Here is a 23,171-nt window from a genome sequence, read left to right on the forward strand (position 1 = left end):
ATTGGAAATACTCGAGGGCACTGAAAAAGTCCTTCAAATTTAAAATGGTTGTTTTACAACTAAAATAGAGGCTCTGAGAATCGTTTATACAAAAATGCTCTCCACCACCTGCCCGAATACATCAAAGAAAAGAGCCTGTTTTCAAAATTGAAAACAGGCTCTTTTTGATAAGTAGGGACTTTTTCAGTGCCCTCGAAATACTCCGATTGGCTTTTTTAATATAGTGAACCCAGCACTTATTTAAGCAGCAGCGCAGCTTGTTACCGTATGTGCTACGAAATGGCATGAAGGGTTAAGATAACCCAGGTATGCAACGCAACTCGAAACAGTAGGTAATGTTGCAGGCGTACTGATGTTTAAGCACATGTTACCGCAAGTTGTTGATGTAAAATTGCAAATTACCGGCGCCGTACCGCCACCGCTACCACCTGTGCCTCCTGTTCCGCCGGGACCACCGGGAGCAGTTACACCACCCTTAATGTTTTTCATTTCAATCCGTGTTAATTTTTCCATTTTTCTAAAGTTTAAGTTAGTTTTTGGCTTCGGTTTAATAAGGTACAAAGCGCACTACCTTGTATTGAAATACACAGTTTTTAGCGATACTTATAAAGCAATAATTAATTATTGGGGGCCTGTTTGCAATAAGGTTAAGTCAAATATAATTGATGTGTAGAAATAAACAAATTTATTAGTTGAGTGAACGGTAACTTTTGTGCTACCATTTTTTATGCGGAGAGTCAATATTTTCCGTCTGATTGTTATAGTAATAGCATTTTTATAAAACCTTGTTTTATATGCTTCTGTAAAGTGATAACTTAGCGACCTAAAACATCTGCATTATGCCGGCATTATATCCCTTAAAATTCAAAACCATTTTTAAAGACAAAATTTGGGGCGGTCAGAAAATAAAGACTTATCTGCACAAAGATTTTGGCTCGTTACCAAACTGCGGCGAAACCTGGGAAATATCGGGCGTAAAATCGGATGTGTCAGTTGTAAACGGGGGCGCGCTGGATGGCGAGTCACTGGCTGATTTGTTGGAGCAATTTAAAGGCGAACTGGTAGGTGAAAAGGTTTATGCCCATTTTGGCAATATATTCCCGCTGCTGGTAAAATTTATTGATGCGAAGGAAGATTTATCGGTACAGGTGCACCCCAATGATGAGCTGGCAAAAAAACGCCACAACTCCTTCGGCAAAACCGAAATGTGGTATGTGATAGAATCCGACCCGGGCTCGTCATTAATTGCCGGTTTTAATAAAGAACTTACCGAACAGGAATACCTCGACAAATTTAACAGCGGCCATTTGATGGACATCCTGAATAAGGAAGATGCCAATGCGGGCGATGTTTTCTTTTTACCAGCAGGCCGTGTTCATACCATTGGCGCGGGGCTGTTGATTGCCGAAATTCAGCAAACATCGGATATAACCTATCGTATTTACGATTTTGACCGGGTTGATGATAAGGGTAACAAACGCGAACTGCACACCAAAGAAGCACTGGCGGCCATAGATTATCACCATTACCCCAATTACAAAACCCAATATCAACCTGAAAAGAATAAAACGGTTGAGCTGGTAACCTGTCCATATTTTACCACCAACCTGCTTGATTTTACTGCCGACACAACAAAAGACTACAGCAACCTTGATTCGTTTGTAATATTCGTTTGTGTAGAAGGCAGCTTTACGGTTAAAACTGCAGATGCTGAATACCCGGTTAAAATGGGAGATTGCATTTTGTTGCCGAAGATAATGGAGAAGGTTGACCTGGTAACCACCAGCGGTTTTAAAATATTGGAAAGCTACATTGAATAGGTATCCGTGCGATAAGTCAAATTGTAGTGACTGATTTTGGCTAAAGCCTATATTCCATTATTTATATCCCGTCCCTTAAAACGGGACGGCAATGAAAAAAATATTTTCAGTTCATTGCCGTCGGCTTTAGCCGAAGGGTAGAGTTATGTCCCGACAGAGGCTTTAGCCAAATTCCGCTATGTTTTTTGAAAATAATTAGCTTGAGTATTTTAGCGCCGATTTGAATTATCCTTATGTTCTTTCCGTTAATCACCGATCATCTCACTCGTTTGGCCCCCAACCGTTGTCGTAATAAACAGCAAGCCAGGCCAAATAGCAAAATTTTACAATTCGTGGATGTATTTTTTCGGCTCATATAATTTTTTTGCTGCAATAAAACTTAGGTTTGCAACTGCAAAAGCTTTTGGTGCGCTAAAACATTTAAAACAGTAATTTGCACGGTTTATAGGTACGATTATTATTACATTTCTTAATTTTAAATTAACCCGAATGTATTACTGAAGTATCAAATTAAGGCAAATTGCCTTAAGGCTGTGTTGTACTTTTATCACTATTTAAAAGTTGGTTTTTAAGGTTTACACCGTAGTTTAAAAAGTTTGAGGCTTTTTATTTGACCAGAAACAAAGCACTCAAACATACGGCGTATTTGTTTGTAGTTTTATAATGAAAAATTGCAAGTATTTTTATCACAGTTAATGGAGCAATTAAACAGCACATCAAGCCCTGCGCGAAAAAAACGTCCGAAATTTGTCCAAACGATAGTTGATTTTTTTTCAAGCATTTATAATATCCACCTGTTTATCGTTCGCTTTTTTCGCGAGGCGTTCGTGCCGCCGTTTGAATTTAAAGAGATTGTAAGGCAGTGTTATGAAGTTGGTGTACGCTCGTTCACCCTTATTACCGTAACGGGTTTTATAGTGGGCTTTATATTTACCAAACAATCGCGCCCGTCGCTGGTGGAGTTCGGCGCACAATCCTGGATCCCGAAATTGGTATCCATTGCTATAATGCGCGCCCTTGCCCCATTGGTAACCGCGCTTATTGCGTCGGGAAAGGTAGGCTCGAGCATCGGCGCCGAATTAAGCTCGATGCGGGTAACCGAACAGATTGATGCCATGGAAGTATCGGGCACCAAACCATTTAAATTTTTGGTTTGTACACGCGTACTGGCAACCACTATAACCATCCCCATTTTGGCTACTTATACAGGCTTTATCGCGTTGATAGGCGGCTACTTAAACGTAGCTCAAAACGAGGGCACCAGTTACAGCGCCTTTATGGAGGAAGTATTTAAACCTCTTACTTTTGTCGATTTTAATGCATCGCTGATAAAAGCCATTGTGTTTGGCTTCACCATAGGTATTGTGGGCTGCTACCAGGGTTATTATTCAAATAAAGGCACCGAAGGAGTAGGTAAGGCAGCAAACGGAGCTGTGGTAACAGCAATGTTTTTAGTGTTTATTGAAGAGGTGATAATTGTGCAGATAACCGGTAACTTCCGGTAAAATTTATGGAGAAACCTAAAGCACATATCGATTATAACAACCCCGTTATCAGCATCCGGGGCGTGGCCAAGGCATTTGAAGATTTTGCAGTGCTGCGGGGAATTGACCTGGACCTTTTCCAGGGCGAAAACCTGGTGGTACTGGGTCGCTCGGGCACGGGTAAGTCGGTATTGATAAAGCTGGTGTCGGGTTTATTAAAGCCCGACAAGGGCACCATAAAGGTACTTGGACAAGAAGTAACCGAAATCAGCGAAAAGGAACTACAGGAGTTGCGCATCCGGATAGGCTTCTCTTTTCAGAACAGCGCGCTGTACGATAGTATGACTGTTCGTAAAAACCTGGAATTTCCGCTAGTGCGCAACCGTAAAAGCATCACTCGTAAAGAAATAGATAAGGCTGTTGAGGAGGTACTTGATTCAGTGGGCCTTTCGCAAACCATTAACCAAATGCCGGCCGAACTTTCGGGAGGGCAACGCAAACGTATTGGTATTGCCCGTACGCTTATACTCAACCCCGAAATTATGCTGTACGATGAGCCCACTGCCGGACTTGACCCTATTACCTGTACGGAAATTAACGAATTGATAAACCAGGTACAGCAACAATACCACACCTCATCAATCATTATTACACACGACCTTACCTGCGCCAAAGAAACCGGCGACCGGATAGCTATGCTGCTGGATGGTCAATTTCAGCGGGTGGGCACTTTTAACGAAGTATTCGACACAAACGACGAACGGGTAAAACCATTTTTTGACTACAACTTTATACAATAGATATTTATAGCACATATTATGGCTGCATCAGACAATAGGAGAGCAATAACAGTTGGGATATTTTTATCGCTCGGCCTCATTATATTTATAATTGGCGTTTTCACCCTTGGCGGCGAACAGAAAAGCTTTGCCAAAAACATAAAAATCAGCGCCGTTTTTGACGATGTTGCCGGCTTAAAAAAAGGTAATGACGTTTGGTTTTCGGGCGTAAAAGTTGGCACCATTACCAGCATTAAATTTGTGGGCACATCGCAGGTAGATGTAAATATGAAGATTGACCAAAGCGTTCAGCAATTTATTCACCGCAATGCCGGCGTACGTATCAGTTCAGACGGATTTATCGGCAACAAGCTTATCGTAATTGATGGCGGCAGCCCGCAGGCCCCGCAGGTAGATGATGGTGCAGTTTTACAGGCCGAAAAACTTACTTCGACCGATGATATTATGAAAACGTTGCAAAGTAACAATCAAAACCTGCTTGCTATTACCAGCGATTTTAAATTACTGAGCCATAAAATATTACAGGGCAAAGGCACTGTGGGCACTTTGTTGGCCGATAGCCTTATGGGTGAACAACTACGCAGATCGATGGCTAATTTACAGACTGCTACCGCAAGCGCGGCCCGTCTTGCCGGGCAGTTGGATGTTTTCAGCAAAAAGATGAATACAAAAGGCGGCTTTGCCGATAAGGTGCTTACTGATACGGTTGTCTTCAGTCGTATAAAAGCTTCTATTGCACAATTACAACAAGCTGCAACAAACGCGTCAACCCTTACGGATAATTTAAATAAGGTGAGCAATAAGCTAAATGAAAAGGATAATGCTGTCGGCGTTTTACTTAACGATCCTAAAGCAGCAGCACAAATCCGTAGCACATTAAACAACCTGCAGCAAAGTTCCATAAAACTTAACGATGACCTTGAAGCCGCCCAGCATAACTTTTTTCTGAAAGGATTTTTCAAAGACAGGGCGAAGGCGAAAGCGGATAGTTTGAGGAAAAAGTGATTAGAGAATGGAGGTTAGGGATTAGGAGAATCTGTCCGCATTACAACTAACCTCCTATCAACTAATCACTAATCTCTACTTCGCGAATATCTCCCCTGCTTTGCGTTGCTCCGGTGTTAGCGTTTGCCAGTTTTGGTAGCAGGCGTTCAGATAGGGAACCAGCGCAAACTTCTTTTCAGTATATTCTTTAACATCGGGTGTATATAACGACAGGAAATCGTCCATGTCTGTTCCTTTCAGCGGAATGTAATTACTTACGTTTAACGGCGTGAAAATAGCGCTGATGCGTTCGCTTATTTCGCGTTCCTTAGCAGACTGTGCAGCTTTCCGCTTTTGTTTTTCATCTTTCGACCAGTAATGGAGGCGTATGGCAATGCCGCCCACGGCATTAAAGTTTGCATCGCGCTGGTAAACAACCGGCTGGCCATGAAACATCGGATCGTAATACTGTATGGCATTTGGATTTGCCACTGCCCGGCCGCTTGTATCAGTAATGGTTACCTGGTTTAGCTGCGTAGTTTTAGGCGTCATAAATATTTCGCGGGCATGCATATCGGTTACCAGCACGGTATCAGGCTGGTAAGAAAATGAGGTAAAAATCAACAGATCGCCCGGTTTTGCCGCGATACCGAACTGGCCATCTTTAAGACTGATTGTTTTAAGTCCGCTGGTTGAATTCTGGATGCGTACCGACATTAAAGGAATGCGGGTTTTATATTCCAGCACCCGCCCGCTGAAAACCGACTGGCCGCTGGCGGTTAAAATCCCCGAAAAGCAAAAGCAAACTATCAGTAAATTTTTTAGCATTCGTAAATATAGCTTTATCCGTTTTTTATTTGATAGGAGATAACATTATTTAACATTTGGGTGAAGTCATCTGTGGCCGCAAATACATTGTCGATTTAGTGCACTGCAAAAACGAACCTTCGACGACGAGGCAGGCGGGGCAATTCTAAGGATTGGGCGTAGTTTTATGCTCGCCGCCAAAAATATCCCCCGCTTTGCGTTGTTCCGGTGTGAGTGTCTGCCAGTTTTGGTAGCATGCGTTCAGATAGGGAACCAGCACAAATTTTTTGTCGGTATATTCCTTAACATCAGGTGTATACAGCATTAGAAAATCGTCCACATCTGCGCCCTTTAATGGCACATAGTTGCTAATATTTAGCGCCGTGAAAACAGCGCTGATGTGTTCGCTTATTTCACGTTCTTTAACCGATTGCGCAGCTTTTTGTTTCTGGTGTTCATCTTTTTTCCAATAATGCAGGCGTATGATAATGCCGCCCACGGGTTTAAGGAATTTTGGATCGCGCTGGTATACAACTGCCTGGCCATGGAACATCGGGTCGTAATGCGGTACTGCATTTGGGCTAGCAACTGCATGTCCGCTGGTATCGGTAATATTTACCTGGTTCAACATGTTTGTTTTGGGGGTCAGGAAAATCTCGCGGGCATGCATATCGGTTATCAAAACCGTATCGGGCTGGTAGGCAAATGTGGTAAAAACAACCAGGTCGCCGGGCTTGGCGGCTACAGCAAACTCACCGTCTTTCAGGCTGATTGTCTTTAGTCCGTTAGTTAAATTTTGAATACGAACAGAAAGCAACGGAATACGTGTTTTATACTCCAGCACCCGCCCGCTAAAAACCGACTGACCGTTTGCGGTTAAAATTCCAAAGAAGCAAAAACAAACTATAAATAAATTCTTTAGCACACGTAAATATAGTTTTATCGATTTCTATTTGATTGGCGATAACATTATTTAACATTTGAGTTTAAATTAAAAGGCCTTACAAAGTTCAAAACTTCGTAAGGCCTATAGCGCACCTGCTATTGGGTATTTAGTGCCACTTATTTACCCTCTTCCGGTTTAGCAGGCTTTTCCTTGCTCACTTTCTCAACCATCTCTTCGTTAGCCTTTTGCAGCTTTTTCAGCATTTCGGTTCCGATAAGGGCATCAATCATACCGCTGCCGCCACCATCTTTACCGTTCACCAGGATATCGGGCACTAATTTGATACCATGACTTGCGAGGGCTTCGGCTACACGCACTATGGCGTATTGTTCGGTACCCATGGCCTGGGTTTTTTGTTTGGTTACTTCGGCTTCTGATAAACCTATCGCCCTGATTTTGGCAGCTTCGGCCGAACCATTTACTTCGGTTGCGTTTGCGTCAGCCTTGGCGTTAACAGTTTTGGCTTCGGCATCAGCCTTGGCAATAGTGATCCTAACTTCGGCATCAGCCTTGGCATTAATGGTTTTGGCTTCGGCCTCGCCACGTGATGCGGCAACTTTCGAAGCAGCCATTTGAGTGTTTATTTCCACCTGGCGGGTTGATTTTACAACCTCGGGCTGCATATCGGCACCTGCTTTGGCGCTTTCAAACTCCTTACGTTCAATTTGCGCATGGCGCTGTATTTCATAAGTAACTTTTTCCTGCTCGGCCAGTTTACGGTCGGTTAAGGTTTTCATCAGGGCTGGTGGCGGCACAATATCACCAATCAGCGTATCAACACCAACCACGTTATAGTCGTTCAAAACTTTGCTAATGTGCAATTTGGCATCGTCCTGACGTTGGATACGGTTGGCCAAAAACTCAATCACGTCGCTTTTTTGGGCCGAGTTACGGAAATAGTTGGCAATGGTTGGCTCCAGTACCTGCGATACCAGGTTTTTCATGTTACCAAACCTTGCGATAACCTTTGGCGCTTCATTACGCGGTATGTGTATAATCTGCGACACGTCGAGGTTGAATGTAAAACCGTCGGATGAACGAACAGTAATTGTACACAAGTTTTTATCCAGTTCATGCGCTTCGGTGCGGCTATCGGCCCAGTTAAGCACTATGTTGGTGGTTGGTACAACTTCAACCGCATGGGTGTAAATGTTTACCGGGTGTTTACCGGGGTCCAGCGGTTGATCCCACACACCTTTCTCGTTGCGCTTAACAATGTTGCCGTGTTTAAAGCCTTCGCCGCTGGTGTCTGTACCTTCAGGGCCAACAAACGAGTTCACTACACCTACATAACCAATCGGGATATAAATCATATCTACCTGTTCAACCACTACAAACCAGGGGTTTAAATAATAGGTACCTGCAAGTATCACGTCCTCCTGCAAACCTTTCATACCGCCGGCGTTAATAAAGGCCATGGGGTCCTGGTAGTTTTTATGGCCCACTACTGAAACACCGGCAATTTCGCCCTTGTCTAGCGGCTCACCGTCCAGCGTGGTAACAATGCCCACCTTGTTTTCGTGTATCTGGGTAATAGGCACCATCACAATTTCGAACAAAAAGGTGTTGATACGATAGCTACCCGGCGTTAAAAACGCTGCCTGCGGGCCTCTTTGACCTTTATTATCCAAAAATGCTACAGCATCCTGGTATTTGTCGCAGTCTACCGGCCGGCCAAGTACACGGCCTGTGTCCATAGGCGCGCCGTCCTTTGCCTTAACCAAGCCCAGCTTACCCTGCTCAATAATGGTAAAGGCCTCCATGGTAATTGTAAACTGCCACGGCCACATTGCCCAGTATAAACCAGGAGCCAGCGCTTTGGCCTGCATACCGGCCTCGCCGTTAATGGCAATGATACGGCCGTCGGGCAAACGTTTGCTACCCGAGAGGGCATACTTTTTTACCACCAAACCAATGCGGTCGTCGGGCACGATTACCATACCAAAGAAAACGCGCAAAACAAATTTGTACATCACAAGAACAATTATGACAGGCAATACCCACCATAATGAAATAATCATTGGGTTCATTTTTTAGATTGAATTTTAAGATTTTTTAATAAAACATGGCCCTTGAGGTGCGGGCTTTTACGAGAACTTTCAGCATTAACTTTACGTTCCTTAGCTGTTAAGTGATATTTAGATATCAATGCTGTGGCGGTTGTTACAAAAATTGTGATAAATATTTTATAGAAGAATCAAGAGCCAAGATATAAAAAAGGCAAGAATCATGGTAAATGACAATCAAATAATATTCAACAATTGTAAACAATTGTTTCAATGCAATGGTTAGCTAATTACTCCACTAATATCAATCCTAATAAAAAAAGCTTGACGCTGTGAAAAAAACAGAAACTCCCGAAAAATTAAAAGAAGGCTCAAAAGGCGTTGCGCCCCAAAAAGCTGAAGAAATTAAAACTGAAGGCCCGTTAAGTGAAAAAGACGAAGTAAAACAGGCGGAGGAAAAAATGCGAAAAGCAGCGAAAAAATCGTCGTAGATATATTTTACCTAATAAATTTCACCGCAGGCAGGTAAAGCATCTTTTTTGAATTAATGCCAAACAATGCGTTAACTGATATAAAAACGAAATTTATAAAATACAGAATTGCTATACTCAGCATAATAAGCTCTGGTCGACCAATAAAGCGAAAGGCTGGCAAGGGCATATTTATAAAAAACGCAGAATAAATAATACCCGTTATTATACACCACGAAATTTGAAAATTAAGCAACCGCTTTGCAGCGTCTTCTATAGGTTTAGTTTTTTCCCTTATCAATGCCCAGGTAACCAAAGGCGCAATTATTCCAAGTAGGGGAAATACAATAAAGCTTAAAGCCGAAAGGTTTAAAACAGCCAACAATGTCCTGTCTACGTTTTCAACAAGTCCGGTTAATTCTTCAATAGTCACATTTAAACTCGCCGCCAATCGTTGCAAAGTGTCCCCACGAGCCTCTGTCTCACCGTTTTCAATTCTTTGAATCGTCCGCAGGCTTAATTGCGCGTCATCGGCAAGCTTTTCCTGGCTGAAACCTTTTTTGATACGGAGTTCTTTGATTTTGTTAGCGAGGGTGTTATTTTTCATTTACTGTATTTTACCAGGCAAATATATTTCATCGGTGAATAATTTATTGCCGACTTGTTTGCGCCATATTTACGACATACTTTGCATTATTTTAAAAAATGCCGTACCTATTTCTTTTTTACAGGTAATTCAATTTCTTTAAACCCGAAAATAAATGCCATAATAGAACCTAGTACAATACTAGTGCTTAGGCTAAGCATACCCAAGCCTATTGAAATCCCGACAATGGCGCCTACAAATGCCAGCTTATACGAAAAACCTTTATGGGGAACTATCATTTACAATGAAGTGGATATTGGGTTAGGTTATAATTATTGAAGATAGGTCTTAGTTTCAATAAATCAAACTCCAATTATAGGCTGCTACTGCCTAAAACCCCTTATTCAATAATTCCTGGAAAAAATCAACATATTGCCCGATATGTAAGCCATCAACTAAAGCATGGTGTACATGTACCGACATTGGCATTACTCTTTTACCATCCTTCTCCGTCATCTTGCCAAACGAAATACTTGGGCAGCTGTCTTCTTTACCAACGGCAAACATCCGCGCGTGTGAAAGTGATGTAAAATCTATCCATGGTAATGATGAAAAGCGAATGACATTATTCCTGTTGGCTAGCTCCAGATCATTCCTTGCCTGTACCCGTTCAACTTCAATTTTAGCGGCTTCGATATATTTTTCAAACGATGGGTTATAATCGATATAGCTAAAACCAAAAGTACCGTCGGCGCGACCAATGGTTGATGCAGCGTCTATCCGGTCATAAACGAAAGCGTCATCGCCCTCTATTCTTAGCTTAAATGGCTCTAACCTGTTGGCAGTAGTTAACGCATTGTATAAGGTGTACAAGTAAAATGAAACACCTTTTTCTTTTGCAAATTTGTAGGCTTCGGTGCAATCGATAGTTACACAAACGCCATAAACAGGGTCTTCAAATTTGCGGAAGAATTCAAAATGTGCTTTGCGTGCCCAGGTTGAGGTGTCGAATTTTTGTCGCATAGGACAAAAGTAAAACAAGTTTTTCGACGCCGGCTTGCCATGTGACAAGATTTGAAAAGATTCGGTACCCCAATTAACGCGATAGTACTTCAATCGGTTAATACTTATTTTATACATTAGCATCAGATATGCTTAATAAAATACAAAATCAGATTCAAGATATCGACCCGGATTTAAAAATCGGTTCGCTTTATTTATGGGTAGAAGGATATACAGCTGATAACCAAATTGGACAGGGTGATATGGCATATTTAAAAGCCCCTACATTATTGGACAGTGAAAATATGGTTATCTTTTCGCCAACTTCACAGGCACCTTTATTTTCTATCAGAAAATTATTGAACGACCTGGTAAGCGTTTATAATAACATCGAAAAACAACAGGCAATTGATTTTGAACCCATTGACAATGAATTTAGTTTAAGTCTAAAGAATAATTTCGGCCAAATTCTGCTTGTAATCAGGTACAACTCATGGACACACAACAGCAATTTAGAATTCGAGGAAAGAATAGACCAAAGCTATCTCCCAGCAATAATCAGGGATTTGGAAAAGATTTTGGAACGCTTTGCATAACAAAAGTGGTTTCAGAAATGAAAAAGTCTAAGACGCGAAGTACCACGTCTTAGACAACAAATTCCGAAATCCAAATTAAAATAACTCCAACGTCACCACCGATTTTGCCGGCAACGTAACCACCAGGTTATCGCCGTCCTTTTTCGCGCCTTTGAATTCCTTCAGGCTAATTGTGTTTGGCTTATCAAAAGTGTTTACATCGGTAATGTTTGCAGATGTCAATATCTGACCGGTTACCGATTTCCATTTAATATCTTTTAAGCTGGTGCTTATTTTGATGTCGTTGTGCAAGTCGAGATTTGCGAACGAAATATGCACCTTCCCTGCTGCATCCTGCGAAGCAGAAACATTTACAGCCGGCAGCTTTTTATCACCTGAAACATAGTCTGGCGAGGTTAGCTGCATAGGCAGATATTTTGCATCCTGGTGCACCTTGTACATATCGAATATGTGATAAGTTGGCGTCAGCAGCATTTTCTCCTTATCGGTTAAAATAAGCGACTGCAAAACGTTGATGGTTTGTGCCAGCGCTGCTCCCCTAACCCTGTCACAATGGTTGTTAAATATGTTCAGGTTGGTAGCAGCAATCAGCGCATCACGCATGCTGTTTTGCTGGTATAAAAAGCCGGGATTTGTGCCGGACTCAACGTCAGTCCACACACCCCACTCGTCAACTACCAAAGCGACATTCTTTTTAGGATCGTATTTATCCATGATGGCCGAGTGTTTGGTAACCAGCTCTTCCATTTTCAGGCAGCGCTCCATAGTTTCAAAGTACTCCTTTTCATCAAATTTGGTTGCCGACCCTTTGTGCCCCCAATCGCCGGTTGGCACGGTATAATAGTGCAGCGAAATACCCCACATATCCCAAGTGGGTATGTCTTTCATAATAACTTCTGTCCAGTTATAGTCGTCGGAGTTGGGGCCGCTGGCAATTTTCTTCAGCGGTGCGCCTGGGTAATTTTTAGCGAAGGCAGCGTATCTTTTGTACTCATTGGCATAAAATTCAGGTGTCATATTACCGCCGCAGCCCCAGCTTTCATTGCCGATACCCCAAAAAGTAACTTTATATGGCTCGGGGTGACCGTTTTGCTTGCGCAGTTGGGCTATGGTACTGCCGCTGTTGCTGTTTGTGTACTCAATCCACTTGCTCATTTCTTCAACGGTGCCGCTGCCTACATTTGCTGCAAAGTAAGGCTCAGTGCCAAGCAGGCTGCAAAGCTCAAGGAACTCATGCGTACCGAAGCTGTTATCTTCAGTAGTGCCACCCCAGTTGGTGTTTACCATGCGCGGGCGCTGGTCGCGCGGGCCAATACCATCGCGCCAGTGGTATTCGTCGGCAAAGCAGCCGCCGGGCCAACGCAGGCTGGGGATCTTTATTTTTTTAAGTGCGTTAACAATATCGAGGCGTATGCGGTCCTGCTTTTCAACGGGCAGGTCTTTATCAACCCAAAAACCGCCATAAATGCCATGGCCCAAATGTTCGGCAAACTGGCCGTAAATATACTTGCTGATGGTTAGCTTTGAATCATTGCTGAGGGCTAACGTTGCCGTTTCCTGGCTGTAGGCGAAGCACGCCACACATACAAAACAGAGGGTAAGAATTTTCTTCACGATGAATTGGTTTAATAATTGTAAAAATAACACTTAAAACAAATAAACGAAATTTTATTTATAAGTTTAAATTAGATGCTGATATGAAGGAGCTGAAATTTTCTTTGTTTTTTGTTTGCATATGCTTTATTTTAAGCTGCAAACCATCCGTTAATTCGACCGGGCTTTACGGCAAATGGGATTATATAAAAATTGAACACCCCACCCACGACCGGCCGGATATAGCTGCGCCCGAACTAAAACAGCAAGGCGCGTCTATTGAATTTTCAAAAGACAGCACTTTTGTAATTATGTGGGGCGGCCAGGCGTTATCCAAAGGAAAGTTTACTGCCGATGGCGACAAAATCCAGATAAACGAAAGTTTGCCGGATGGGACTACCCGCAGTTTTGTTTTTTATATTACAAAGATTAGCTATACAGAGATTACATTTGAGACAAAGGGGAGTGAGAATTCGAGGGTAACAGCGGTGAGGGAAAGTCCATAGATGATAGACCATGGACCATAGTTATTACTGTATCCGGGAATTGAGGCTACTATCGACTATGGTCTATGGACTCAAGAAAAATAAATAGTGATACTTAAACTCAAATTCGCACTTATCATTAAAACAACAAAACTATGCCGGAGATGAATAATTTGATTCGGGCTACAGCAGCAGACAGGGAGCAACTTTTTATAGCCTTATATAAAAGCGCGTTCCCATCGGTGGCAAGGTATATCAGCAAAATGGGCGGCTCGTTTGACGAGGCGAAGGATGTTTTCCAGGATGCGCTGGTTATTTATTATGAAAAAGCAGCAGTTGGTACGTTTTCGATTAAGACCAATGAGAAAGCTTATTTGCTGGGAATTAGTAAACACTTGTGGCTGCGTAAGTTTAAAGATAACGTGCTGCACTCCCCTATTGACGGAATTGATTTGGCGGCAGTCGCGGATGAAGAAGATTATTCGGAAAACAAACTGATGCACTACCTGGCAACAGCGGGCAAAAAGTGCATGGATTTACTCCGCTCCTTTTATTACGATAGGGTGCCACTTGGTGATGCCGCAACGCTGTTTGGATTTTCAGGCGTGCGCTCGGCTACCGTGCAGAAATATAAATGTTTGGAGAAAGTTAGGGAAACCATTAAACAAAAATCGCTAACGTATGAGGACTTCCTTATTTGAAACCGAGCAAATAGAGGCGCACCTGCTGCAGCTTTCGGCACCCGGCGATGCGCTTGTATTTGAGGCTAAGTTGTTGCTTGATGATGAATTGAACGAAACGCTGCATTGGCAAAATGTTGCCTATAATAAAATAAAACTGTACGGCCGCAACCAGCTGAAACAGGAGATTGAGGCCGTTCACCAAAGCCTGTTCAACAAGGCTCGGCATAAAAGCTTTAGCGAAAAAATAAGGCAAATCTTTAGTAAACGATAAACCAATAATTTTATGAATATCGATAAAAACGAGTTCCGCAAATTTGCGGAGGGGCATTGTTATGTCAAAAAACAACCGCTGGATAATTACATCAACGCGATAGAAAAGGGCCGGTTACCGCAGGCAATGACGCCTTACATCACCGAGGAACGTGAACTGCGTGTATCCCAGATGGACGTGTTTTCACGCCTGATGATGGACAGGATAATTTTCCTGGGTGCTGCTGTGGATGACAACATCGCTAATATTATACAGGCCCAGCTGCTGTTCCTGCAATCGGCCGATCCCAAACGGGATATCCAGATGTACATCAATTCGCCGGGCGGTTCGGTGTACGCCGGTTATGGCATCTATGATACCATGCAACTCATTACGCCCGATGTGGCCACCATTTGCACCGGCATGGCAGCTTCGATGGCATCGGTGCTGTTATCCGCCGGCAAAACGGGAAAGCGTGCCGCACTAACACATTCGCGCGTAATGCTGCATCAGCCGTTGGGCGGCGTGCAGGGCCAGGCATCGGATATCGAAATTACTGCCCGAGAAGTGTTGAAAGTTAAAAAAGAACTGTACACCATCCTCAGCAAACACAGCGGCCAGAGCTACGAAAAAATCCACGAAGTATCAGACCGTGACTTTTGGATGGACGGTGGCGAGGCGAAGGAGTTTGGGATAGTTGACGAGGTGCTGGGGGCGTAGTGTTCATGGTTGATAGTTAATGGTTCATGGCAGAAAAGGAATTAGTGGCAGTGGGGAGTAGCAGTCAATGCTAATCTGATAATCGGCATTGCAGCTACCATGAACTATGAACCATTAACTATGAACTCCTTCCTAATGCACGCCCGCACCAACTTCTTCAGACGCTTCTACACGTTGCCTGATATTTCTTCTGCCCATTATCAGTACTAAAAAGGCTACCACCGCCGCAGTTGCCATTATCCCTGCCATGGGGATGGTACTGCGGCTTTTAAACATGCTAACCACTACTGATGTAAGCGTACCCATGGCCATTTGCAGACAGCCCATCAGCGCGGCCGCTGTTCCTGCATTTTTACCGAAAGGCGCGAGTGACAGCGCCGCTGTGTTGGGATAAGTTATACCCACACAGCATAAAAATGCGAATACGGTAATAATGGTGCCATAAACGCCCAGCCAGTTGCCTGTTGAGCCGATTAAAAATATAATGCCGATAATCACCATCGCGGGCAATGTAACGTTAACTATCTGCTCGCTTTTATACCTCCTGGTGAGCATACCATTAAACTGGCTTGACCCAATAAAACCAACGGAAAGCAGCGCAAAAATCCACCCATAAACTTTGGCGCTGATGCCGTATACATCCATAAAAACAAATGGTGAGGCGGCCAGGTAAGCAAACAAGCCTGAGAAACCTATTGCCCCGCAAACTGCATAAGTATAAAACTGCGGATGCTTCATGATGGACCAAAAGCTGGTAATAATAGGGATTGGTTTTAACGAATAATGCGGATCGGGCTGGTAACTTTCGGGTAAAAGGAAGATTACCGCCAACAATATCAGGAATGCTATTGCTGCCAGTATCAAAAAAATTAACTGCCAGCCAAAGGCCGTGGTAATATAGCCGCCTACAGTTGGCGCCAGCATTGGCGATACGCCTAATATCAGGATCAGCAAGGCAAACACTTTTGCATTATCCCCTACTGGGAAAATATCGCGCACCATGGCCATCGCTGCCACGGTTGCGGCACAGCTACCCACCGCCTGTATAAAACGCAATACGATCAGCTGTTCTATCGACCCAACAAAAAAACACGCGATTGAGGCAGCTATGTATAGCACCAAACCGATGTACAAGGGTTTCTTCCGCCCAAACCTATCAAGCAATGGGCCATATAGCAACTGCCCGGCGGAAATTCCGATAAAAAAGCCTGATAAAGAAAGTGAAACCTGCACCGTGGTGGTGTGCAGAGAGGCTGCAATTTGCGGGAAGCCCGGCAAATACATGTCGATTGAAAATGGTGCAATTGCCGTAAGTGCCCCTAATATTAATACAATAAGTACGTAACGTTTTCTTGTCATGGCGAATAGCCCGGTTATGTCTGCCGGGTTGCTAAGATAGAGATGCTTTTTAAGGAAACCGCCCTGACGCCTCAGGTGACAGGTAAACATGACCTAAAAATTACCTCGCCTACACTGTGGTTAATAGTTCATTGCTCCCCGTTAGGGGCTGGGGCTCACATCTCGCAATTTATCATCCAGCTAACGCCAAACTTATCCATAACCTGGCCGAACAGGGCGCCCCAAAACTGCACTTCGAGCGGCATGGTTATTTTGCCACCTTCGCCAAGCTGATCGAAAATTGAACGGGCCTGGGCCTCGTCGTTGAGGCCGATGCTTAGGTAGATGCCGTTGCCGTGGTCTACCGGTGTGCCGGGCATACCATCGCTAAACATCAGCATGTTATCGCCAAACTCCAGGCGGGCGTGCATAATCTTGTCTTTATAATTTGCTTCGGGCGGGAACATATCGCCAAAGCGGTTTAAATCGTGAACGGTACCATTAAAAACCTTCTGGTAATAATTTAAAGCTTCTTCGGTATTGCCGGCAAAGTTTAGATAGGGTATCAGTTTCATTTGGGTTTATTTTTTACTAAAGTACAAAGTTTTTGTTGGGGGAAAATCTCAAATTGGAATAATGTTATTACTTTAGAGCGTTATCGCTACCAATAAACCAATCATTAACCATGATACTACTAACCATCCTTTTCTGCATTCTCCTTCTTGTTTTATTAGTTAGCTGGCTTAAAGTAACTCCATTTGTGGCGTTTCTTATTGTTTCAATAACAGCGGGTTTGCTGCTGGGTATACCTTTGGATAAAGTTACCGCATCGGTTCAAAAAGGACTTGGTGATACTTTAAGCTCTATTACCATTATCATTTGCCTCGGTGCCATGTTGGGTAAACTGGTGGCTGAAAGCGGCGCGGCCCAAAAGATAGCGGAGGTTTTGGTTAATGCTTTTGGTGTTAAATATATTCAATGGGCTTTGCTGATTGTGGGCTTTATTATTGGGATACCGTTATTTTATAACACCGGGTTTGTGCTGGTAGTACCTCTCATTTTTTCGGTAACTTATAAATACAAATTGCCTGCAGTTTATATCGGCTTACCAATGCTGGCCGCTTTGTCAGTTACTCATGGGTTTTTACCGCCGCACCCTTCACCAACGGCGTTAGTAGCCATTTTCCATGCAAATATGGGCACTACTTTATTTTACGGGCTTTTATTGGCTATCCCCGCTGTAATATTGGCCGGACCTGTGTTTGCACTGGCGTTAAAAAAAATTCCGTCAAATCCTCTGGATACTTTTATCGCCAAAGAAATACCATCCGACAAACTGCCAGGAGCAACCAATAGCTTTTTAACTGCGCTGCTGCCTGTTATCCTTATAATGGCAACTACTGTATATCTTAACCTGGATACATCAAAAGGGCAGGCCCACAGGCTGATCGCGTTTATAGGCGACGCCCCTATTGTTATGTTGATCTCCCTTATTATTGCAACGTTTACGCTGGGTGTTCGCCAAGGAAAAACATTGAAACATCTTGGCGGAATTTACGGGGATGCCGCTAAAGATATATCGCTCATCCTGCTGATTATTGCCGGCTCCGGTGCATTTAAACAAGTGCTTACCGACAGCGGGATCACTCAAACTATTACCATGCTGTTTAAAAGTATGAATGTGCAGCCCTTGTTCCTGGGATGGCTCATCGCGGCCATTATCCGCATCAGCCTGGGATCGGCAACTGTTGCAGGGCTAACGGCTGCGGGCATTATATCGTCGATGGTGACCCACGATCATAGCATCAACCCCAATTTAATGGTGCTCGCAATAGGCGCCGGGAGCCTGGCATTTTCGCACGTAAACGACGGCGGCTTCTGGTTGTTTAAAGAGTATTTCAATCTTTCGATAAAGGATACCATAAAGTCATGGTCGGTGATGGAAACGATAGTGTCGGTTGTAGGGTTGGGTGGGGTATTGGTGTTGAATTTGATAGTTTAGGGAGGTTCATAGTTGATCCCGCACGTGCGGGATAGTTCATAGCTGAAAAGATTAATGCATAGACTTGAAGTCACAATTTGTGACTTCAAGTTTGTCAATAAATATAGATGAGTTCAACAATGAAAGAAGAACAAAACACTTCAATGATACCGGATGAGAAAGTAATGAATAAAATTTACCTTATTCGGGAGCATAAAGTAATGTTAGACAGCGATTTGGCCGAGTTATATGGTATCGAAACAAAAGTGCTGAACCAGGCGGTAGCCCGAAACATAGATAGGTTTCCTTCCGACTTTATGTTTCAATTAAATGAGGCAGAATGGGCAAACTTGAAGTCACAAATTGTGACTTCAAGTTGGGGCGGAAGAAGAAAACTGCCAAATGCCTTCACCGAGCACGGTGTATTGATGCTTTCAAGTGTATTAAAAAGTGCCCGGGCTTATACAAGTAAACATCCAGGTAATGAGAATATTTACACGATTTAGAAAATATCTATTAGACCATGGCGAATTGCGTGAACAAATAGACGAGATAAGAAAGCAACAGCAAAACCAGGGAAAAAACATCGAGTTGGTGTTTCAATATCTTGACGAATTAGTTGAAAAAAAAGAAAATCCTAAACCAAGAAAAAGGATAGGCTACATATCCGATGATTTATAACTGGTTAAATTTATCAGTTGGTTTTAAAAATGCAAGTTGCGACTTCAAGTTTATTAAACAGCCTTGATTTTATTACATGTTAAAAAGACTATTTAACATTGAGTTCGGCAAACTATCCGACCACTCATTAGATTACATACAGGGAATTCTGCAGGATACGCGGACTACAACCATCCTGTCGCTCAAAGAACTTTCGGTGGAGGAATTGGACTGGCAATATAAAGAAGGCTGGAATACAATCGGTGCCCTGTTATCGCATATTGTGGGTATTGAAACTTATTTCCGGGTAGAATTTGTGGAGGGTAGGAAGCTTACCGATGAGGAAAACGAAAGATGGACGCCTGCACTGGACATGGGGGTGCATCTCCCGAAATTGATTATTCAGCAACCGGTTGAAGACTATATTGCGCAGCTAACCGAATCGAGAGAAATGATGCTTGCAGCTCTAACTAACCTTACCCATGAGGATTTTACCAGGCGCATAGATGATTATGATGAAGAAACCGGCTGCAACCTGGCTTGGGTTTTATACCACATGGCCGAGGACGAAATTTATCATAGGGGACAAATAAGCATGATTAGGAAACTTTATAAAGAACGATAGGTTAGAAAGGTTCGGTGTTGAAATACAAAACGCGCTTTGTCATTCTGAACGCAGTGAAGAATCTTATAAAGTTGACAGTAGGCATCATGCAGGTCGCCTCAATACCTTTACAACGTGAATATCAAACGTATAAGATTCTTCGCTATCGCTCAGAATGACAAAAGTTTAGAATGTCTACCCCTTAACCAATTCCTGCGATTTACTTTCCTTCTTCTTCTCTCCCTCAAAATAAGCCTTCCTTACAACTGCCGATGTTTTATGGTCGCCGGTGTGGCTCCAGCCGGGGGGCATGACGATGTAGAGGACTTTATTTTTTAGTCCCGGAGCTTTGGCAACATCTTTTGCAAGGCCGACTATTTCGCCGAAATAAGCATCTAAAAAACTATGCGGTTTCATGGGCCGGGTAATACCGTATTCAATGGGCATGTCGCGGTCTTCTGGTTGGTAGGTGCCGAAAACTTTGTCCCAAATATTCAACAGGTTGCAAAAGTTGGTATCCATGTATTTGGGGTTTTTGGCATGGTGCACGCGGTGGTGGGATGGCGTAAGAATGATCTTACCAAGAAAGCCGAAGCGTGCATCATTGGCTATGTTCTCACCGATGTGGATAAAGCCGCCCCACGTACCGTCGACAAACATAATTACTGCCAGTACCGCGGGATTAACGCCCAACAACATACAAATTGAAGTCCTGATTACCGTAGCGTAAGGCCCCTCGAGAAAGAAATGCGCGTAGGAAACTGACAAGTTCATACTCGATGGTGCATGATGGGTTGAATGCAGGCACCATAATATCCGCACCTTATGCGCCAAAAAGTGATATATAAAATGCGAAAACTCCCAAACTACATAGCTATAAATAAACCAGTACCAGGTAAACGTGGTATCGAAAATAGCGTGTGGCTGGAAAAGCCCGACACAAAAAACGTAAGCGCCGATGGAAATTACCTGGCCAATAAATGCGTTAAATACGAAAGTAAAAAAGGATATTTTATAATCGAAGACCTTAAAACGTTTGTAGAAAGCAGCCCGGATAACTTCAAATACTAATATCAAAGGAAGAATGGGCCCTATTGCGGCTTCGATACCTTTAAGGGTTAAAAGTTCGCTGTAACTACCAGTCTTTAAAATCTTAAGCAATTCGTCGTAACCGAAGAAGCCACTGATGTCGTTCCAGGCACCTTGTAAAATATTCATCGTACAAAATTAATTATTGGTAAATGCAAGGTAAGAAATAACTGCCTAAAATACTTCTTTTTGAGTGTTCAACGTTTTCAACACAGCTATAAAAACGGCAATCCCAGAAGTTATTTAATACTCCCAGCCGCCGTATTTTATATTAGGCTTTTCTGACTGTGCAACCCGCCTTATCATCCTGTTTCTTTGATTTTTCAACCATTTTCGAAACCCTGCTTTAGGTTTCAGTCCAAATTTCTGACTAAATTTATGTTCTATTTGAGAAAGATCACGTCCCATTTACTTTACGTAGCCTGAATATTTTAAGAATAACTAATCAAAATCAAGGTTAAACTTGGTTTTCAATTCAACCAATGCCGGGTTTTTGGCTGCCATGTGCTGAAATTTCTCCGATGCAGTATATGGCCGCTTTACTACCGCTACTTCATCAATGCGCGCATTTATTTCGATATCAAAGTTTTTGAGCGTTGTGCGCAAATAGTTGAGCAGGTTAGGCCGTTCATCTCTGAACACGTTTTCCTGTACCTTATTCTCCACTATTACTTCGAACAAGTTTGGCTTAAGCTGCCTCGGGGGATTAGTGGTAAAAATGGTGAGCAGGTTTTTCTTCCCGTCGGCCTTCATCATCGCGGCGTAGTCGCTCCAGCATTTCAGGAGCTGGTCGGGCGTGTATTCATTTCTGGCATCGCCTTTAATGTAAGGGTCTTCCTCCTCGGCCATAGCCTCCTTGGTTTTACCCACATCTTTTAACGATGGTATTTTTACCGAGGTAGATGGCGAATGCGAGTTTGGTATAAATATTTTAGGCTTTTCGGCCGCTGCTTCTTCTTTTATAATTTCGGCAACCGGCGGGTGTGCCGCCTGTCTTTCTACAACAGGGGCAACAGGCTTCGCCGTATTAACTACAGGCGTTTCGGCAGCCGGTTTTTGTTCAGAAACAGGGGCTATTGCTGCGGAATCAGGTTTTTTTTTTAATTGCTCCTGCGATGCGGGCATTGAAGTGAGCGGCGTAACGGCCAAATTAAAGACCGCCTGCAGGTTACACATCTTTAGCAAGGCGAGCTCCACCTGGAGTCGCTGGTTCTTGCTGAGCTTATAGCCAATATCACATTGGTTAGCAATATTCATGGCCGATAGCAGAAACGAAACTGTGGCCGCCTGCGATTGCTGCAGGTATTTATTGCGGATGCCTTCGCTAACTTCCAGCAGTTTTAAAGTTGCCTGGTCCTTCCCTACCAGCAGGTTGCGAAAATGTTCAGACAGGCCGGATATAAAGTGTGCGCCATCAAAACCGCGCGAAAGGATTTCATCAAACAATAACAGCGTTTGGGCATTGTCCTGGCCCAGCAGCTTGTCGGTTATGTTAAAATAGTAGTCGTAATCAAGTATGTTCAGATTGTCGATTACCGAGCGGTAGGTAACGTTACTGCCCGAGAAACTAACAATCTGGTCGAACATCGACAAAGCATCACGTAAGCCCCCATCTGCTTTTTGGGCGATGATATGCAGGCCGTCTACCTCATAGCTAATATTTTCTTTTTGAGCGATGGATGCCAAGTGCGACGCCATGTCTTCAACCCGGATGCGGTTAAAATCAAATATCTGGCAGCGCGAAAGTATGGTTGGCAGTATTTTATGCTTCTCGGTAGTGGCCAGTATAAATATAGCGTAATGCGGCGGCTCTTCCAGCGTCTTCAAAAACGCGTTGAAAGCAGCCTGCGACAGCATGTGCACCTCATCAATGATATAGATCTTATACCTTACGCCCTGCGGCGGTATGCGCACCTGCTCAATCAGGCTGCGGATATCATCAACCGAGTTATTGGAGGCAGCATCCAGCTCATGGATATTAAAGGAATTACCGTTTTGAAACGACAGGCACGACGCGCAAACGCCGCAAGCCTCGCCGTTTGGCTGTAAATTTTCGCAGTTTATGGTTTTTGCAAGGATACGGGCACACGTAGTTTTGCCCACGCCACGCGGACCGCAGAATAAAAACGCCTGCGCCAGCTGATTATTCTTAATGGCGTTTTTTAGCGTATTGGTTATATGTTGCTGGCCAACAACGCTTTCAAAAGTAACCGGACGATATTTGCGTGCCGAAACAATAAAATTATCCACAGCTACTAAGGTAATAA

At 43.4% G+C, this 23,171-nt stretch carries 26 protein-coding genes; 14 read left to right on the plus strand and 12 right to left on the minus strand.

The genetic code is table 11. The annotated features are described in order from the left end of the window. Positions 1-240: 240 nt before the first annotated feature. The gene (locus Q0R52_RS04645) at positions 241-513 is read right to left on the minus strand and encodes a hypothetical protein (RefSeq protein WP_295792612.1); all 273 of its coding nucleotides are present in this window, start codon (positions 511-513) and stop codon (positions 241-243) included. Positions 514-839: 326 nt separating this feature from the next. Here Q0R52_RS04645 and Q0R52_RS04650 point away from each other — a divergent pair, with 326 nt between their 5' ends. The 4 genes from Q0R52_RS04650 (at position 840) to Q0R52_RS04665 (ending at position 5,109) form a co-directional block, all read left to right on the plus strand. After that, positions 840-1,820, plus strand: a complete 981-nt coding sequence (locus Q0R52_RS04650) for a type I phosphomannose isomerase catalytic subunit (protein WP_295792613.1) — start codon at positions 840-842, stop codon at positions 1,818-1,820. A 695-nt stretch (positions 1,821-2,515) separates the two neighbouring features. Further along, a complete protein-coding gene (locus Q0R52_RS04655; protein ID WP_295792615.1) occupies positions 2,516-3,325 on the plus strand; it encodes an ABC transporter permease in 810 nt (269 codons plus the stop codon). A gap of 5 nt (positions 3,326-3,330) precedes the next feature. Next, positions 3,331-4,104, plus strand: coding sequence for an ATP-binding cassette domain-containing protein (locus Q0R52_RS04660; RefSeq protein WP_295792617.1), 774 nt, complete (start codon positions 3,331-3,333; stop codon positions 4,102-4,104). Between the two features lie 18 nt (positions 4,105-4,122). Further along, positions 4,123-5,109, plus strand: a complete 987-nt coding sequence (locus Q0R52_RS04665) for an MlaD family protein (RefSeq protein ID WP_295792618.1) — start codon at positions 4,123-4,125, stop codon at positions 5,107-5,109. A gap of 75 nt (positions 5,110-5,184) precedes the next feature. On the opposite strand, the gene Q0R52_RS04670 is transcribed toward Q0R52_RS04665, so the two are convergent. From Q0R52_RS04670 to Q0R52_RS04680, 3 genes are all read right to left on the minus strand, one after another. Then, complete coding sequence (locus tag Q0R52_RS04670) at positions 5,185-5,916, minus strand: hypothetical protein (RefSeq protein WP_295792620.1); 732 nt, start codon at positions 5,914-5,916, stop codon at positions 5,185-5,187. 145 nt (positions 5,917-6,061) lie between these two features. Then, positions 6,062-6,820 carry a hypothetical protein gene (locus tag Q0R52_RS04675; protein ID WP_295792622.1) on the minus strand — a complete coding sequence of 253 codons (759 nt, stop codon included), beginning with the start codon at positions 6,818-6,820 and terminating at the stop codon, positions 6,062-6,064. Between the two features lie 137 nt (positions 6,821-6,957). Next, positions 6,958-8,862, minus strand: a complete 1,905-nt coding sequence (locus tag Q0R52_RS04680; RefSeq protein WP_295792624.1) for an SPFH domain-containing protein — start codon at positions 8,860-8,862, stop codon at positions 6,958-6,960. A 317-nt stretch (positions 8,863-9,179) separates the two neighbouring features. On the opposite strand from Q0R52_RS04680, the gene Q0R52_RS04685 reads away from it, so the two are divergent. Then, positions 9,180-9,338, plus strand: coding sequence for a hypothetical protein (locus Q0R52_RS04685; RefSeq protein WP_295792626.1), 159 nt, complete (start codon positions 9,180-9,182; stop codon positions 9,336-9,338). A 7-nt stretch (positions 9,339-9,345) separates the two neighbouring features. Here Q0R52_RS04685 and Q0R52_RS04690 read toward each other — a convergent pair whose 3' ends face one another. The 3 genes from Q0R52_RS04690 to Q0R52_RS04700 all read right to left on the minus strand — a co-directional run bounded on the left by Q0R52_RS04690 (position 9,346) and on the right by Q0R52_RS04700 (position 10,926). Further along, a complete protein-coding gene (locus Q0R52_RS04690; RefSeq protein WP_295792627.1) occupies positions 9,346-9,924 on the minus strand; it encodes a helix-turn-helix domain-containing protein in 579 nt (192 codons plus the stop codon). A gap of 107 nt (positions 9,925-10,031) precedes the next feature. Then, the gene (locus tag Q0R52_RS04695; protein WP_295792629.1) at positions 10,032-10,202 is read right to left on the minus strand and encodes a hypothetical protein; all 171 of its coding nucleotides are present in this window, start codon (positions 10,200-10,202) and stop codon (positions 10,032-10,034) included. Between the two features lie 91 nt (positions 10,203-10,293). After that, positions 10,294-10,926, minus strand: coding sequence for a chloramphenicol acetyltransferase (locus tag Q0R52_RS04700; RefSeq protein ID WP_295792631.1), 633 nt, complete (start codon positions 10,924-10,926; stop codon positions 10,294-10,296). A 128-nt stretch (positions 10,927-11,054) separates the two neighbouring features. Between Q0R52_RS04700 and Q0R52_RS04705 the strand changes: the two genes are divergently transcribed. Next, positions 11,055-11,501, plus strand: coding sequence for a hypothetical protein (locus Q0R52_RS04705; RefSeq protein WP_295792633.1), 447 nt, complete (start codon positions 11,055-11,057; stop codon positions 11,499-11,501). A gap of 75 nt (positions 11,502-11,576) precedes the next feature. On the opposite strand, the gene Q0R52_RS04710 is transcribed toward Q0R52_RS04705, so the two are convergent. Further along, complete coding sequence (locus tag Q0R52_RS04710) at positions 11,577-13,115, minus strand: alpha-L-arabinofuranosidase C-terminal domain-containing protein (protein WP_295792635.1); 1,539 nt, start codon at positions 13,113-13,115, stop codon at positions 11,577-11,579. 83 nt (positions 13,116-13,198) lie between these two features. On the opposite strand from Q0R52_RS04710, the gene Q0R52_RS04715 reads away from it, so the two are divergent. From Q0R52_RS04715 to Q0R52_RS04730, 4 genes are all read left to right on the plus strand, one after another. Then, the gene (locus Q0R52_RS04715) at positions 13,199-13,600 is read left to right on the plus strand and encodes a hypothetical protein (protein WP_295792637.1); all 402 of its coding nucleotides are present in this window, start codon (positions 13,199-13,201) and stop codon (positions 13,598-13,600) included. A gap of 143 nt (positions 13,601-13,743) precedes the next feature. Next, positions 13,744-14,280: a sigma-70 family RNA polymerase sigma factor gene (locus Q0R52_RS04720; protein WP_295792638.1), complete on the plus strand. Its 537-nt coding sequence runs from the start codon at positions 13,744-13,746 to the stop codon at positions 14,278-14,280. Then, complete coding sequence (locus Q0R52_RS04725) at positions 14,261-14,533, plus strand: hypothetical protein (protein ID WP_295792640.1); 273 nt, start codon at positions 14,261-14,263, stop codon at positions 14,531-14,533. Before Q0R52_RS04720 ends, Q0R52_RS04725 begins: the two co-directional genes overlap by 20 nt. 12 nt (positions 14,534-14,545) lie before the next feature. Next, a complete protein-coding gene (locus tag Q0R52_RS04730; protein WP_295792643.1) occupies positions 14,546-15,232 on the plus strand; it encodes an ATP-dependent Clp protease proteolytic subunit in 687 nt (228 codons plus the stop codon). Positions 15,233-15,364: 132 nt separating this feature from the next. Here the strand turns inward: Q0R52_RS04730 and Q0R52_RS04735 are convergent, their stop codons facing one another. Together Q0R52_RS04735 and Q0R52_RS04740 are read right to left on the minus strand one after the other, a co-directional pair. Next, complete coding sequence (locus tag Q0R52_RS04735) at positions 15,365-16,591, minus strand: multidrug effflux MFS transporter (RefSeq protein WP_295792645.1); 1,227 nt, start codon at positions 16,589-16,591, stop codon at positions 15,365-15,367. A 155-nt stretch (positions 16,592-16,746) separates the two neighbouring features. Further along, the gene (locus Q0R52_RS04740; protein ID WP_295792648.1) at positions 16,747-17,145 is read right to left on the minus strand and encodes a VOC family protein; all 399 of its coding nucleotides are present in this window, start codon (positions 17,143-17,145) and stop codon (positions 16,747-16,749) included. Between the two features lie 110 nt (positions 17,146-17,255). Here Q0R52_RS04740 and Q0R52_RS04745 point away from each other — a divergent pair, with 110 nt between their 5' ends. The 4 genes from Q0R52_RS04745 (at position 17,256) to Q0R52_RS04760 (ending at position 19,836) form a co-directional block, all read left to right on the plus strand. Continuing rightward, positions 17,256-18,572: a gluconate:H+ symporter gene (locus Q0R52_RS04745; RefSeq protein WP_295792649.1), complete on the plus strand. Its 1,317-nt coding sequence runs from the start codon at positions 17,256-17,258 to the stop codon at positions 18,570-18,572. Between the two features lie 119 nt (positions 18,573-18,691). Further along, positions 18,692-19,057, plus strand: a complete 366-nt coding sequence (locus tag Q0R52_RS04750) for an ORF6N domain-containing protein (RefSeq protein WP_295792651.1) — start codon at positions 18,692-18,694, stop codon at positions 19,055-19,057. Further along, positions 19,035-19,232 (plus strand): hypothetical protein, encoded by a 198-nt coding sequence (locus tag Q0R52_RS04755; protein WP_295792653.1) that lies wholly within the window; start codon positions 19,035-19,037, stop codon positions 19,230-19,232. The genes Q0R52_RS04750 and Q0R52_RS04755 overlap by 23 nt, the downstream gene beginning before the upstream one ends. Before the next feature lie 76 nt (positions 19,233-19,308). Continuing rightward, a complete protein-coding gene (locus Q0R52_RS04760; RefSeq protein WP_295792655.1) occupies positions 19,309-19,836 on the plus strand; it encodes a DinB family protein in 528 nt (175 codons plus the stop codon). Positions 19,837-20,010: 174 nt separating this feature from the next. Here the strand turns inward: Q0R52_RS04760 and Q0R52_RS04765 are convergent, their stop codons facing one another. Beyond that, entirely contained in the window at positions 20,011-21,033 is a 1,023-nt protein-coding gene (locus Q0R52_RS04765) for a sterol desaturase family protein (protein ID WP_295792657.1), read from the minus strand. 312 nt (positions 21,034-21,345) lie between these two features. Then, on the minus strand, positions 21,346-23,154 hold the full coding sequence (locus tag Q0R52_RS04770) for a DNA polymerase III subunit gamma/tau (RefSeq protein ID WP_295792659.1): 1,809 nt from the start codon (positions 23,152-23,154) through the stop codon (positions 21,346-21,348). Positions 23,155-23,171 lie beyond the last annotated feature (17 nt).

The sequence above is a fragment of the Mucilaginibacter sp. genome, assembly GCF_025359345.1.
Lineage (GTDB): Bacteria > Bacteroidota > Bacteroidia > Sphingobacteriales > Sphingobacteriaceae > Mucilaginibacter.

Excerpts from the sequence above, each read along its gene's own strand:
- Q0R52_RS04645 (WP_295792612.1), bottom strand. The coding sequence starts at position 513 with ATGGAAAAATTAACACGGATTGAAATGAAAAACATTAAGGGTGGTGTA.
- Q0R52_RS04650 (WP_295792613.1), top strand. The coding sequence starts at position 840 with ATGCCGGCATTATATCCCTTAAAATTCAAAACCATTTTTAAAGACAAA.
- Q0R52_RS04655 (WP_295792615.1), top strand. The coding sequence starts at position 2,516 with ATGGAGCAATTAAACAGCACATCAAGCCCTGCGCGAAAAAAACGTCCG.
- Q0R52_RS04660 (WP_295792617.1), top strand. The coding sequence starts at position 3,331 with ATGGAGAAACCTAAAGCACATATCGATTATAACAACCCCGTTATCAGC.
- Q0R52_RS04665 (WP_295792618.1), top strand. The coding sequence starts at position 4,123 with ATGGCTGCATCAGACAATAGGAGAGCAATAACAGTTGGGATATTTTTA.
- Q0R52_RS04670 (WP_295792620.1), bottom strand. The coding sequence starts at position 5,916 with ATGCTAAAAAATTTACTGATAGTTTGCTTTTGCTTTTCGGGGATTTTA.
- Q0R52_RS04680 (WP_295792624.1), bottom strand. The coding sequence starts at position 8,862 with ATGATTATTTCATTATGGTGGGTATTGCCTGTCATAATTGTTCTTGTG.
- Q0R52_RS04690 (WP_295792627.1), bottom strand. The coding sequence starts at position 9,924 with ATGAAAAATAACACCCTCGCTAACAAAATCAAAGAACTCCGTATCAAA.
- Q0R52_RS04695 (WP_295792629.1), bottom strand. The coding sequence starts at position 10,202 with ATGATAGTTCCCCATAAAGGTTTTTCGTATAAGCTGGCATTTGTAGGC.
- Q0R52_RS04700 (WP_295792631.1), bottom strand. The coding sequence starts at position 10,926 with ATGCGACAAAAATTCGACACCTCAACCTGGGCACGCAAAGCACATTTT.
- Q0R52_RS04705 (WP_295792633.1), top strand. The coding sequence starts at position 11,055 with ATGCTTAATAAAATACAAAATCAGATTCAAGATATCGACCCGGATTTA.
- Q0R52_RS04715 (WP_295792637.1), top strand. The coding sequence starts at position 13,199 with ATGAAGGAGCTGAAATTTTCTTTGTTTTTTGTTTGCATATGCTTTATT.
- Q0R52_RS04720 (WP_295792638.1), top strand. The coding sequence starts at position 13,744 with ATGAATAATTTGATTCGGGCTACAGCAGCAGACAGGGAGCAACTTTTT.
- Q0R52_RS04725 (WP_295792640.1), top strand. The coding sequence starts at position 14,261 with ATGAGGACTTCCTTATTTGAAACCGAGCAAATAGAGGCGCACCTGCTG.
- Q0R52_RS04730 (WP_295792643.1), top strand. The coding sequence starts at position 14,546 with ATGAATATCGATAAAAACGAGTTCCGCAAATTTGCGGAGGGGCATTGT.
- Q0R52_RS04735 (WP_295792645.1), bottom strand. The coding sequence starts at position 16,591 with ATGACAAGAAAACGTTACGTACTTATTGTATTAATATTAGGGGCACTT.
- Q0R52_RS04740 (WP_295792648.1), bottom strand. The coding sequence starts at position 17,145 with ATGAAACTGATACCCTATCTAAACTTTGCCGGCAATACCGAAGAAGCT.
- Q0R52_RS04745 (WP_295792649.1), top strand. The coding sequence starts at position 17,256 with ATGATACTACTAACCATCCTTTTCTGCATTCTCCTTCTTGTTTTATTA.
- Q0R52_RS04750 (WP_295792651.1), top strand. The coding sequence starts at position 18,692 with ATGAAAGAAGAACAAAACACTTCAATGATACCGGATGAGAAAGTAATG.
- Q0R52_RS04755 (WP_295792653.1), top strand. The coding sequence starts at position 19,035 with ATGAGAATATTTACACGATTTAGAAAATATCTATTAGACCATGGCGAA.
- Q0R52_RS04760 (WP_295792655.1), top strand. The coding sequence starts at position 19,309 with ATGTTAAAAAGACTATTTAACATTGAGTTCGGCAAACTATCCGACCAC.
- Q0R52_RS04765 (WP_295792657.1), bottom strand. The coding sequence starts at position 21,033 with ATGAATATTTTACAAGGTGCCTGGAACGACATCAGTGGCTTCTTCGGT.